The organism is Blastopirellula retiformator (genome assembly GCF_007859755.1).
GTDB classification, from domain to species: domain Bacteria; phylum Planctomycetota; class Planctomycetia; order Pirellulales; family Pirellulaceae; genus Blastopirellula; species Blastopirellula retiformator.
On the sequence record NZ_SJPF01000004.1, the window covers coordinates 160,873 to 173,344 of the forward strand.

Annotated in this window: 10 protein-coding genes; 9 read left to right on the top strand and 1 reads right to left on the bottom strand. The window is 59.8% G+C overall.

Annotated features, from left to right (window positions below):
• Positions 1-9 precede the first annotated feature (9 nt).
• The 9 genes from Enr8_RS16545 (at position 10) to Enr8_RS16585 (ending at position 11,157) form a co-directional block, all read left to right on the top strand.
• Positions 10-804 (top strand): DUF1570 domain-containing protein, encoded by a 795-nt coding sequence (locus Enr8_RS16545; RefSeq protein ID WP_146433574.1) that lies wholly within the window; start codon positions 10-12, stop codon positions 802-804.
• A gap of 190 nt (positions 805-994) precedes the next feature.
• The gene (locus Enr8_RS16550; protein ID WP_222434889.1) at positions 995-1,546 is read left to right on the top strand and encodes a hypothetical protein; all 552 of its coding nucleotides are present in this window, start codon (positions 995-997) and stop codon (positions 1,544-1,546) included.
• A gap of 228 nt (positions 1,547-1,774) precedes the next feature.
• Complete coding sequence (locus Enr8_RS16555; protein WP_146433579.1) at positions 1,775-3,427, top strand: serine/threonine-protein kinase; 1,653 nt, start codon at positions 1,775-1,777, stop codon at positions 3,425-3,427.
• A 239-nt stretch (positions 3,428-3,666) separates the two neighbouring features.
• Positions 3,667-5,079: a 3-isopropylmalate dehydratase large subunit gene (gene leuC / locus Enr8_RS16560; protein ID WP_146433581.1), complete on the top strand. Its 1,413-nt coding sequence runs from the start codon at positions 3,667-3,669 to the stop codon at positions 5,077-5,079.
• Between the two features lie 56 nt (positions 5,080-5,135).
• On the top strand, positions 5,136-5,729 hold the full coding sequence (leuD, locus tag Enr8_RS16565; RefSeq protein WP_146433583.1) for a 3-isopropylmalate dehydratase small subunit: 594 nt from the start codon (positions 5,136-5,138) through the stop codon (positions 5,727-5,729).
• 494 nt (positions 5,730-6,223) lie between these two features.
• Positions 6,224-7,219 (top strand): hypothetical protein, encoded by a 996-nt coding sequence (locus tag Enr8_RS16570; protein WP_146433585.1) that lies wholly within the window; start codon positions 6,224-6,226, stop codon positions 7,217-7,219.
• Positions 7,220-7,258: 39 nt separating this feature from the next.
• Complete coding sequence (locus Enr8_RS16575; RefSeq protein WP_146433587.1) at positions 7,259-8,956, top strand: putative sensor domain DACNV-containing protein; 1,698 nt, start codon at positions 7,259-7,261, stop codon at positions 8,954-8,956.
• Positions 8,957-8,961: 5 nt separating this feature from the next.
• On the top strand, positions 8,962-9,399 hold the full coding sequence (locus tag Enr8_RS16580) for a nucleoside deaminase (protein ID WP_146433589.1): 438 nt from the start codon (positions 8,962-8,964) through the stop codon (positions 9,397-9,399).
• Between the two features lie 240 nt (positions 9,400-9,639).
• Positions 9,640-11,157: a hypothetical protein gene (locus Enr8_RS16585; protein WP_246120125.1), complete on the top strand. Its 1,518-nt coding sequence runs from the start codon at positions 9,640-9,642 to the stop codon at positions 11,155-11,157.
• A 267-nt stretch (positions 11,158-11,424) separates the two neighbouring features.
• On the opposite strand, the gene bioB is transcribed toward Enr8_RS16585, so the two are convergent.
• Positions 11,425-12,471, bottom strand: a complete 1,047-nt coding sequence (gene bioB / locus Enr8_RS16590; protein ID WP_146433591.1) for a biotin synthase BioB — start codon at positions 12,469-12,471, stop codon at positions 11,425-11,427.
• Position 12,472: the final 1 nt, after the last annotated feature.

The window sequence follows — 12,472 nt, forward strand, 5'->3', positions numbered from 1 at the left end:
AGCCGGGTCATGACTTCTCACCGCATCGCCCGGCGACTTTTCCTTTCGGCCGCATTGGCGGTCGGAAGCGCTCCGGCAATGGCTTGGGCAGATACCCCAGAATGGCCAGACGAACAGCAGATCGAGCCGTTTGTCATCCACGCCGACTTTGCCATCCAATCGGTTCCCCAGTTCGACGGGGAGCTGGCCGGACTCCGCCGCGACCTCGCCAGCTTTCTTACTTTGCCCAAGCAGCTGACTGAGATCCACGTCTACCTGTTCGGATCAGCATCCACTTATCGAGAGTACGTCACCCGATACTTCCCCGGCGTCCCACAACGGCGGGCCTTGTTTATCCAGGCCAACGATGTGCCAATGGTCTTCGCCCATCGCTCGCCCCATTTGCTGACCGATTTGCGCCACGAGTGCTGTCACTCTCTGGCCCATCAGGCCCACAAGGACTTACCGCTGTGGCTCGATGAAGGAATCGCCGAGTACTTTGAGCCGCCGCAACAGAACCGCCGCAGCCGCAGCGACTATTTGCCGCAAGTCGCCCAGGAAGCCGAACTGGGCCAGCTAACCCCACTGACGACGCTCGAAAGACTACGCAGCGTCAACGCGATGGGAGACCGCCAGTATCGCCATTGTTGGGCCTGGGTCCATTTTCTCCGCCATGGTCCCGAAGAGGCACAGCAGGCGCTTCGCCAATACTTTGCCGCCCAACCGCAGCAACCGAAAACGCCGGCCTCTTACTATCTGCGGCGGCAACTCACCGATCCAGACGCCGATTGCCGCCAATATCTAAGGACGCTCGACCCGTCCTAATCGCTTGGCCGCTTCTCTACGCCACGAACTCAACGCACTCACCTCATTCTGCGCAGACATCCAAAGCGGCGATAAACCGAACCGATTAGATTTCCTCATTTTCCGCTTCGTGGTCGGTCGAACATTATCTGCACGCGGCGGTGATGATCACCCTAAGCCGCGGTATCGACCAATTTCATGTGGCGTCGTTTTGAAGGGACTCAAATTGACCGCCGTTCGCTTCCTGCGTTATCTATACCAGGCTCACCTTTCGTCACCGGCTCACCAGCGTGAGATCTACCGGGAAATTCGCCAACATGCGCCCACGCGGATCGTCCAGATCGGTGTTGGAGACGGCGTTCTCGCCCAGCAAGTGATCGATTTCTCCCAGCAATATGCGGGCGAAACGCAGATCGAGTACACCGGCATCGACATGTTCGAGGCCCGCGAGAACAAAGATGGTTTGCCGCTGAAACAAGCGCACAAATGTCTCGTCGCGACTGGCGCCAAAGTGAAGCTGACCCCCGGTACGGCGTCGATGGCGCTACCCCGATTGGCCAACAGCTTGCCCAATACGCAACTGCTGCTGATTGCCGCAGACCAAGAGACCAGTAACGTCAACGCTGCGATTAGCTGGCTACCAAGAATGCTAACGGAAAACAGCGTCATCTTCTGGGAGCGTTTAGGGGACGATGGTCTCCATATGGAAAAGCTGTCGCTCTCTCATTTCGCGGCCGAGACTCAGGCGCGCCGCGCCGCTTAATCTCCAAGAAATTCGCGCTCCAAGAAATTCGCGAACGAATCCTTTTGCTCGGTCGTCGAGTATAAGAAGGGAAAACGCCAGTTCTCACCCGCGAATTGGCGTTTTTCCGAGAACCGCGGATATTGGACCAATCGCCCTTGGTTGTGATTCGCCTTTCCTCCCCGCAATGGCTACGATGGAGGTAAGGAAGAAACGACTTTGGATCGATGATTAGAAGCGACGCCGAGTATGCGCAGCGAATCTGACGCAGTCCCCCCTAACCCCGAAATCGACGAAACGGTCGTAGCTCCATCGGAGTCGACCGATGCGTCCCGCTCGCTTGCGCCCGATGTCGCTCTCGTCGAGGGAACCAGCCCCCACTTTTCGGCGATCACCCAGTCGCTGTTTCGCCTCCGCTTGCGGATGACGGCGTTCGCGCTAGGGGCATCCTATGGGGTCTTCCTACTATTTCACTTCTGGATCTTCTCTCGGTCTAGTGCTGGAGACAGCATCGAGCTGCTCCTTTTCCATGGCGTGCTGGTGGTGATGCTGCTGACGATGGGGTTTTATCTCTGCCCCAAATGCGATCGCCGTACACCGCTGCTCTACATGCAAGAGGCGCTCATCTTTGGCGCCTCGGCCGCATTTACATTTTGGGTGCAGCTCGAAGCGCTAGGGCAATGCACCGCGACCAATCAAATGATTCACAGCCCAGCTCCGATGTGGCTACTGTTAATCTTCACGTACGCGCTGTTTATCCCCAACAAGTGGCCCCGCGCCGCTGTGGTCATCAGCGTCATGGCGATGGCGCCGGTGATGCTGATGTTGATCGGCTGGTTCGTCATACCCGATGCGCAGTGGGCGATCAGCAGCAACTGGGACATGGTCGGCAAGACGGTTCTGGCGATGCTCGTCTGCAGCAGCGTCGCCGTGTTCGGCGTCTATACGATCAACCGGCTGCGGTCCGAAGCGTTCCGCGCTAAACAGCTGGGTCAGTATCACCTGCGAAAGATGATCGGCTCTGGCGGCATGGGCGAGGTCTATCTGGCCGAGCACACCCTGATGAAGCGTCCCTGCGCCATCAAGCTGATCCGTCCCGAGAAAGGCGCCGATGGACGCGTCTTGGCTCGCTTCGAGCGCGAAGTCCGACTCTCGTCGAAGCTGTCGCACTGGAACAACATCTACATCTACGACTACGGTCGCACCGCTGACGGCACCTTCTACTACGTCATGGAGTTCCTGCCGGGCCTGTCAGTATCCGACCTAGTCAAGCAGTACGGCCCCATATCGCCCCAGCGAGCGATCTACCTGATGTCGCAAACGTGCGAAGCCCTTTCCGAAGCGCACACCAAAGGTCTGGTCCACCGCGACATCAAGCCGGCCAACGTCTTCGCCGCCCAGCGTGGCGGTCATTATGACGTGGCGAAGCTGCTCGACTTTGGGCTCGCCAAGCCGATCCAGGCCGAAGAGGAAGACGCCCAGCTGACGCAGGAAGGGTCGATCACCGGGTCGCCGCTATTCATGTCCCCCGAGCAAGCCTCAGGCGAGCGTGAGCCAGACGCCCGCGGCGACATTTATTCGCTTGGGGCGCTAATGTACTTCATGCTAACCGGTCAGGCGCCGTTCAACTACGATCGCCCGATCAAGGTGATCATCGCCCACGCCCACGAAACGCCGGTGCGACCGTCGGAGATTAACCCCGACATCCCTGCCGATCTCGAGGCGATCGTCCTCCGCTGCCTCGAGAAACAGCCGGAAGACCGCTACCAGTCGGTGATCGAACTGGGCGACGCCCTCGATCGCTGCGATGCGTCGGGCCAGTGGAACCGCCGTTTGGCCGAGCAGTGGTGGAGCGCCGAGGAACGCCGGATTCCGGTCGACGAAGAGGAAGCCTTCGCCTAACCACCCCCCACACGACGGATACGGATATCCGCGAGCAGCGAACCTTTCCGCGCCCAGCCCACTCTCACTCGAAAGCCGGGCGGCGACTCGCCAATCGGCGAAATCTCGGCTATCTTAAATAGTTTGCTGACAGGCCTTTTCCCGTCCTGGGAAGGGCTGTCCCTGGCAACCCCATCCTTCCTTCCATCTGCGGCCCCTGGCGACATCGGCGCCAGCGGCGAGACTTTCGGAGTAACTGTATGAGCGGATCGGCGCCCCGTACCATGTTCCAGAAGATCTGGGACAACCACCTTGTTCTGCAAGAAGAGGGCCAGCAGGCGATTCTCTATATCGATCTGCAACTGGTGCACGAAGTGACCAGCGCTCAAGCGTTTGAAGGGCTCCGTCTGGCCGGCCGCAAAATGCGCCGCCCCGATCGTCACGTCGCCACGCCTGACCACAATATCCCGACCACCGACCGCTCGCTGCCGATCGTCGATCCGATCTCGAAACAGCAGATCGATACCCTCCGCAGCAACTGCGAAGAATTCGGCGTTCGTCTGTACGACCTGAACGACCGCAAGCAGGGGATCGTGCACGTCATCGGCCCGGAACTCGGCCTGACGCAGCCCGGCATGACGATCGTCTGCGGCGACAGCCACACGGCGACGCATGGCGCGTTTGGCGCCTTGGCGTTCGGAATCGGCACCAGCGAAGTCGAACATGTGATGGCGACGCAGACGCTGCTGCAGAACAAGCCGAAGACGATGGAAGTTCGCATCGACGGCAAGCCCGCCCCCGGCGTCACCGCCAAAGACTTGATCCTGTACGTGATCGGCAAGCTGACCACCGCCGGCGGTACCGGCTACGTGATCGAGTACACCGGCGAAGCGATCCGCGCCCTCACCATGGAAGAGCGGATGACCGTCTGCAACATGACGATCGAAGCCGGCGCCCGCGCCGGGATGATCGCCCCCGACGAAACGACGTTTGAATACGTTCGGGGTCGCGAGTTCGCGCCAAAAGACTTTGACTCGGCGGTCGAAAAGTGGAAGCAACTGCCGACCGACGAAGGCGCCACCTACGACGAATTCTTGATCTTTGAAGCCAAGGACATCGCTCCGCAGGTTACCTGGGGAACCAACCCCGGCCAGGTCGCTCCGGTCGTCGCCAACGTGCCGTCCCCGTCTGACTACAGCGACGCGACCGAGCAAAAGTCGACGCAAGCCGCGCTCGACTACATGGGACTGACCGCCGGCCAGCCGCTGACCGAAGTCAAAATTGATCGCGTCTTCATCGGTTCGTGCACCAACGCCCGGATCGAAGACTTGCGTGCCGCCGCCAAGGTGGTCAAAGGACACAAGATCGCCGCCGGCGTCAATGCGATGGTCGTCCCCGGCAGTGGTCAGGTCAAAGAACAAGCCGAGTCGGAAGGGCTCGACGCGATCTTCCGCGACGCTGGGTTTGAATGGCGGGAAGCTGGCTGCAGCATGTGTCTGGCGATGAACCCCGACAAACTGGCCCCCGGCGAACGTTGCGCCTCGACCAGCAACCGCAACTTTGAAGGTCGACAAGGAAAGGGGGGACGAACCCATCTCGTCTCGCCCGAAATGGCCGCCGCCGCCGGCGTGACTGGTCATTTCGTCGACATCCGCGACTGGAAATACAGCTAGTCGCCCCTTTTCCCAATTCCAGCCATCACCGCGCATTTGCGAGTTACTTCAAAGTCATGAAAGAATTCACCTCCCACACCGGCGTCGTCGCTACGATGGACCGCGCCAACGTCGACACCGACCAGATCATTCCCAAACAGTTTCTGAAACGGATCGAGCGGACCGGTTTCGGTCAGTTCCTCTTCTTCGACTGGCGGTTTGAAGACGACGGTTCGCCGAATCGCGATTTCGAGCTGAACCAGCCCGGCCTGGCGTCGGCCTCAATCTTGGTCGCCCGCCGCAACTTCGGCAGCGGCTCAAGCCGCGAACATGCCGTTTGGGCGCTGGACGACTACGGTTTTCGGGCCGTCATCGCTCCCAGCTTCGCCGACATCTTCTACGGCAACAGCTTCAAGAATGGCCTGCTGCCGGTTCGCCTGACCGAAGATCAGGTCGAAGAGATCTTCCAGAAGGCGAAGACCGCCGGACCCGGCTACGAGTTGACGATCAACCTGGACGCCCAGACCGTCACCGACAACGACGGCATCCTGTTCAACTTCGAGATCGACGAAGCCCGCAAGCAGAAGATGCTCAATGGTCTGGACGACATCGCGCTCACCTTGCAGCACGAAGACAAAATCTCCGAATTCGAAGCGGCGAACGGCCTGTAAGTGGCGCCGCTAGCGGCAACCGACTTCACCAGGGACGCATCAAGCGTCCCTTTTTTGTGCGCCAAGCTGAATTCTAGAGCGTTTTTCTGATAGCTGTAGCGTTTCTGGCGCCGGTGAGGCAAGCTGGTCAAGGTGACCGAAGCAGGCGAATCCTCAAGCTTAGTCGATGCAGGTCAACGCCGACCAGCGCGGCCGCAACCAGCCAGAACGATACAGATGGAGGAAAACCGCTCTAACTGCCTGTTGAAAAATGCCCTCGTGGCATTTTCCAACCTCGCCAGGCTCAGAGCGTAGCTCTTCGCGGCTCGCAAAATAACGACTTACGTCGCTATTTTGGGATCGCATCCGTGCGATCACGCAGTCCGTCGAGAAAATCAACGGACTGCTAAGGTTCATTCCGGTTCGCGCTGCTGTTGCGGCGGATCGCGCCTGCGGAACATAATTGAAAGAATCAGAATCCGACTCTACCCAAAATCTTCGCGAGACCCATCTTGATGCGCAACTATCTCCTGCCGCTCGCCTGTCTCCTGTCCGCCGCCGCGCTGCTGAAGGCGGAAGTCGAAACCGAAGTGGTGATCGAAGGCCTGGCCAATCCGACGGCGGTCGCCGTCGAACCCGAGTCGGGCGACGTCTACATCGCCGAAAGCGCCGCCGGCCGCGTCGCCCGGATCGAAGAAGGGAAAGCGGTCGACGTGGTGACCGGCTTCTCGCTCGACGAGTATGGCAAAGATCCAACCTACAAGATTGGCCCGCTCGGCTTGGCGTTTCTCGATCAAAATCACATTGTCGTCAGCGGCGGCGGTGATCCGGATGGAGAAGACTTCGTCGCGATCTATGAGTTCGGTCAGAAGTCGACCGCCGACAAGCCGGTCCAAAAACTAGGGCCGCTGCCGGCCGAAGGCGAAGTGAAGCCGGAAGGCAACTTCTACGGCGTCGCTGTCGTCAAGCTAAACAACGTCGACTGGATCGTCACCACGGCGAACGGCGACGACGAAAAAGGTTGGCTGGCCGCGGCCAAGAAAGACAAGTCGAACTTCAAGCCGCTGACGCGCTACATCGCCACCAAAGAGCTGACCAAAGTCGACGCTCCCGCCGCGATCACCGTCAGCCCCCGCCAAGAAGCGGTCGTCGGCCAGATGGGCGAGATCGCCACGCCTGGCGATAGCCTGCTGACGTTTTACGACGTGCAAGAAAAAGGAATGCTGATGTCGCTGCCGACCGGGCTGAGCGACATCGTCGGTTTGGCCTACAGCCCGAAGACCGGGCGTTTGTACGCGGTCGACTTCAGCTGGCACGATCCGTCGCAAGGCGGACTGTTCCGCATTGACGCTGTCCGCGTCGATGGCAAGCAAGCGGCCAAAGCGACCAAGATCATCGACCTGATGAAACCAACCTCTCTCGACTTCGCCAAAGATGGAACGCTCTACATTGCGGAGTTCGGCGAAGGCGAAAACGGGGGACGCGTGCTGAAGATTGCTCCGGGCCTATAGCGAGCATTCCACGCGAAAGGGAAGGAACAGAGGAGGTTCATGTTCGCCGGACTAACCAAAGAGGGTCGGGTCGTGATGTTTTCGCACGATCAGGCCGATATTCGCGAGCACCTGGAATGCTTTCAGGTGCAATTGGGGTTCGAGCCGCTGGCCGGTATCGATTACATTCGCACCGACGGCAAAATTGTTCCCGATATGGATCGGATGAAGCGGCACGACATGGAAGAACACCGCAAATACGCCATCGAAACGAACACCGCCTGGGTCTCGGGCGTCGACCTGCCGGAACCGAAAATGGCGGAGGACTCGGTCGGTTCGCCGCTGGTCTATCCCGACGCGTTCGCCCAACTGGTCTACGAACAGTCGCGGCGACTGCCGACAGCGCCATCGTGTGAACTAGTCCGCCATTCGGTCAGCGCGCTCTACTTCGCCAGCCTCGAAAAAGAAGAGCAGATCTCTTACGCGCTGCGGATCGAGTTGATCCCCCGCACCGTTTTCGAGGCGTCCGACATGGAGCGGAACGTCAGCCTCTTTCGGCTCAAACGCCCCTTGCCGCTGACGCCGGCCAATCTGATCAAGCTTGGCCCGGCGATCGATCCCGGCCAAACGTCGATTCTGGCTCAAGAGAACGACGGGCAGTTCGAGATCTGGGGCATGGTCGCTCGCGGGCGGTCGCTGCATAACTCGATGATGGGCGAGTCGTCGCAGTGGTCGGCGGTTGGTCCGCATCCGGTGCTGCTTCGCTCGCGTGCGCCAGGTCACCTGGTGGCGGAAGTGCTCGACTATCGAGTCGGCGAATACAAGTCCGGCGCCGTCGTCACCGACTACTTGCCGATTTTTCGCGATGACGGCCCGATTCGCCGCTTCCTCGACAGCAAGAAGCTTGGCGTCGCCCCGTGCCGATTGTCGATCTTGCCGATCATCCAGCGTTTGGTTCGCCGCGCGGTCGACTTCGGGCATGGCGGCATCGTGGTCGTCGCCGACATCGCCGAATACGCCCGGCTGAGCGAAAGCGACGCCGACGTTTTCGAGTCGAAGTACGACATCGCCCTGAGCGACTCGATCGCCATCTATCGCAATAGCGAACAGAAAAGCCGCCGCTGGGCTCGTGCTAAAGCGGCCGATCGCCAAGCGCCGCCGCCCCCGTCGCACGAATCGACGCATGATCTGAAAGGTCCGCACATCGGACCCCGCACGTTTTCGACCGACGAGGTCTTCAAAGGCAAGATCCAGAAACTTTCCAACGGGCGTTTCCTGTCGCGGCTCGCGTCGCATTGGGCGGCCGCTGACGAGATGGCGGCCCGCGATCGCCGCAACGGCAACATGCAAGGCTTCAACGTCTGGAAAGACATGCTGCAGTCGTCCGAGCGCGCCGTCCGCGACGCCGAATATGCGATCGGCAGTCTCGCCAGCCCCGACGGCGCCTTGCTGCTGGGAACCGATCTGAGCGTGCTTGGCTTTGGCGTGATGATTCGCAACGTCGGTAAAGTGGCCGATATCTACAAGGCCCGCGACGTCGCCGCCAGCCGGGTAGAACGCTTCGACCTGTCAAGCTTCGGCACCCGGCACCAATCGGCGGCTTGGCTCGCCAGTCGTCTGCAAAGCGGTTTGATCTTTGTGATGTCGGAAGACGAAACGATCACCGTCTTCATGCGGTGGCGCGGCAAAACAATCGCCTGGCGCCCGGTGACGATTGATAACATTAGTGATGGGAAATGGCTGGAAGAAGCGGGATAAACTCCATGGATCCGTTCCTCAAGCTCGCAATCGAAGAAGCTCGCCAAGGCCTTGCCGAAGGGGGCATCCCGATCGGTTCGGTCCTGGTGGTCGACGGCCAAGTCCGCGGGCAAGGGCATAACCGCCGCGTGCAAAAGGGGAGCGCCATCCTGCATGCCGAGATGGACTGTCTCGAGAACGCCGGCCGGCTGACCGCCAAGGATTATCAACAGGCGGTCCTCTATTCGACTCTCTCGCCCTGCGACATGTGCAGCGGCACAGCGCTGCTCTACAAGATTCCGAAGATCGTGATCGGCGAAAACCGAACCTTCCAAGGCCCCGAAGACTACGTCCGCAGCCGCGGCGTGCAGTTGGAAATCGTCGATAGCGCCGAGTGCATCGAGCTGATGCGCGAGTTCATCGCGGCTCGGCCGGAGTTATGGAACGAAGATATCGGCGTCTAGAGCGGTTTTCCTCCATCTGTATCGTTCTGGCTGGTTGCGGCCGCCTTGACCAGCTTGCCTCACTAACGCCAGAAACGCTACAGCTATCAGAAAAACGCTCTAACCGCACGACTCTCGCGGTGGCGAAAATTTGACAGCGGCCCAGCGGTGGGATAATCTGACGCCAATGATTGCACGAGGCATCATTCCCCTCCGCAATTCGCCCCGCCTGACTTCCTTCCTTCTTCGGAGACTGTCGCTATGCCATCGAATCTGCTGCGCTGTACGCTGGGCCTGATGTTGCTTTGCTGCGGGCTGGCCTCAGGCCTGCAAGGGGCCGAGCCGGGCAAGTTGCTGGCCGGGACCGGCAAGGTCGACATCACCGACTACAGCGCCGGCCCGGTCGCCGATCCGATGTACGTCAAAGCGATTGTGATCAAGGACGACTCGCAAACGGCGGTGCTGATTTCGGTCGACGCCGTCGCGATTGGCGAGATCGGGCGAATCAACGGCGACTATCTGCCGACCACTCGCAAGCGGCTAGAAGCGGAACTCAATATCCCTCCGACCAGCGTGCTAGTGAATGCGAGTCACTGCCATGGCGTGATCCTGCCCGACATCACTGATCACACGGTTCAAGCGGCAAAGCAGGCGGTCGACCAATTGACGCCGGTCACGATCGGCGCCGGCCGCGGCAGCGAAGACCGGATCATGGAAAACCGCCGCTTGAAACTGAAGAGCGGCAAAGAGGTCGACGTGCGGCACGCTTACTCACTGCCGCCAGACGAGGAGATCGCCGGCGTCGCGGAGACCGATCCCGAGATCGGCGTCGTTCGGCTGAATCGAGAAAACGGCGAGACGCTGGCGGTGATCTATAACTTTGCCTGTCATCCGATTCAGGGCGTTCCCAGCGGCGCCAACACGGCCGACATCATCGGCTACTCGTCCAAAGTGATCGAAGACAACTTAAGCGACGGGACGCTGGCGATGTTCCTGCAAGGCTGCGCCGGCGACATTAATCCCGCCTACTATAAAGATGTCGATCATCCTCGCAGCGCCGAGCCGCTCGGCAACTTGCTGGGTCTAAGCACGCTGAAGGCGGTTCGCCAGATCGAGTGCAAGGCGGACGATCGCCTCGAAATCATGAACGAGTCGCTCACGCTGCCGCGCAGCGATCTGGCTGATCGGATCGCCGAACTCGACGCCGAAGAGAAGCTGCTGCTCAGCAAGCTGCGCGGCACGACGCTCAACTTCAAGACGTTCATGGCGCTCACCGTGAAGTACAAACTGTCGCCCGAGTTTCCTTCGCACTATTCGCATCGCTATTTCTATGACGAAGCGCAAGACCGGGCGGACTTGAAAACGCTCGACGCCCAAAACAAACGGGCGATGCAGGCCTATCTGCAGAACATCTTTATCATGGAACAGCTGACGCGACTGCAAACCAACCGGGCCTTGCTGAAAAAGCACCAGCAGCAGATGGTTGACTCGGGCAAACGCACGATCGACGTCGAGTTGGTCGGCCTGCGGATCGGCGACTTTGTGCTGGTCACCTTCCCTGGCGAACTGACGAGCCCGATCGGGATGAACATCAAGAAGAAATCGCCGCACGACCTGACCTTCGTCGCCGGCTACACCAACGGCTACATCTATTACTGCCCGACGGTCGAGCAAATGCAAAACCGGGGCGGCGCCCAAGAGGACAGCGACTGTCTATTGGCGCCGCAGTGGCAAGCGATGTTTGAAACGAAAGCGGCGGAGATGTTGGGACGGTTGTAAGACGCGACGCTGCACGCCCCAAGGTTAGCCGCAGGAGGCATCAACTTGCGGCGAGAAGAAACCAGAGTTGGGCAACGCTAATCGGGATCGAAGCAACCGACGCAGGACATCACGCGGAGTGATGCCTCTTGCCAACTTCGTCGGCCCGATAGCGAGAGCAATCGGGGCTAGCCGATTGTCGTGCGTCTTGGCTGCATCGAAGACATGCTTCAAGCCGGCGAAGACGCCGCAAGAACATGGCGCCAAGTACCAAGAGTTCCAAGAACCTCAGTTCTCCAGACGCCCCTGGCCGACGATCGCTTCGTCGCACTTGGTGACCTGAAAGCCGAGGTCTTCCAGCATGCGGTAGTCGTCTTCGGCTTGCTGACCTTCGGTGGTCAGGTAATCGCCCAGGAAGATCGAGTTGGCGGCGTACAGGCCCAGCGGCTGCAGGCTGCGGAGATGGATCTCGCGACCGCCGGCGATCCGCAGTTCGCTTTCCGGATTGGCGAAGCGGTACATCGCCAAGATTCGCAAGCAGCGGCGCGGGGTCAGGTCGCGGCCTTGCTCGTGCAGCGGCGTCCCTTCGATCGGGTTCAGGAAATTGACCGGAATCGATTCGACGTTCAGGTCGCGCAGTTCGTTCGCCATCCGGACGATATCCAGATCGGTCTCCCCCATGCCGACGATGCCGCCGCTGCAAAGTTCGATGCCGGCGTTACGGACCGCGGCGAGCGTTTCCAGTCGATCGTCATATGTGTGGGTCGAGCAGATCTTCTCGTAGTAGTCCTTACTGGTGTTGACGTTGTGGTTGACCCGGTCAACGCCGCACGCCTTCAGACGATCGGCCTGTTCGTTTGACAGCAGTCCCAAACAGGCGCAGATCTTCAGATCGTACTTTTCTTTGATCTCGGGGACGATCGTTTCGACCGCTTTCATTTCGCGTTCGTTCGGACCGCGGGCCGAAATCACAATGCAATAGGTCTTCACACCGCGCTCGGCGGCGATCTCGGCGCCTTGCATCAGCTTGTCACGACTCAGGAAGTTGTACTTGGGGATCTCGGCGTCGGAGACCTTCGACTGCGAGCAGTAACCGCAATCCTCGGGGCAGAGACCGCTCTTGGCGTTCATCAGCTGATACAGCTGCACCGTCTTGCCAAAGTGACGCTTGCGGATTGCGAACGCCGCCGACATCAGGTCGAGCAGTTCGTCGTCGCTGCTGTGCAAGATCGCCAAACCATCTTCTTCACTCAGCCGGGCGCCAGCCAAAATCTCTTGAGCCAGCTTCATCCAGCGGTTTTCAACGGTCAGAGTCGCGTCTTCAACAATCGCCATC

Coding starts and splice junctions, on each gene's coding strand:
- Enr8_RS16545 (WP_146433574.1), top strand. CDS start 10: ATGACTTCTCACCGCATCGCCCGGCGACTTTTCCTTTCGGCCGCATTG.
- Enr8_RS16555 (WP_146433579.1), top strand. CDS start 1,775: ATGCGCAGCGAATCTGACGCAGTCCCCCCTAACCCCGAAATCGACGAA.
- leuC (WP_146433581.1), top strand. CDS start 3,667: ATGAGCGGATCGGCGCCCCGTACCATGTTCCAGAAGATCTGGGACAAC.
- leuD (WP_146433583.1), top strand. CDS start 5,136: ATGAAAGAATTCACCTCCCACACCGGCGTCGTCGCTACGATGGACCGC.
- Enr8_RS16570 (WP_146433585.1), top strand. CDS start 6,224: ATGCGCAACTATCTCCTGCCGCTCGCCTGTCTCCTGTCCGCCGCCGCG.
- Enr8_RS16575 (WP_146433587.1), top strand. CDS start 7,259: ATGTTCGCCGGACTAACCAAAGAGGGTCGGGTCGTGATGTTTTCGCAC.
- Enr8_RS16580 (WP_146433589.1), top strand. CDS start 8,962: ATGGATCCGTTCCTCAAGCTCGCAATCGAAGAAGCTCGCCAAGGCCTT.
- Enr8_RS16585 (WP_246120125.1), top strand. CDS start 9,640: ATGCCATCGAATCTGCTGCGCTGTACGCTGGGCCTGATGTTGCTTTGC.
- bioB (WP_146433591.1), bottom strand. CDS start 12,471: ATGGCGATTGTTGAAGACGCGACTCTGACCGTTGAAAACCGCTGGATG.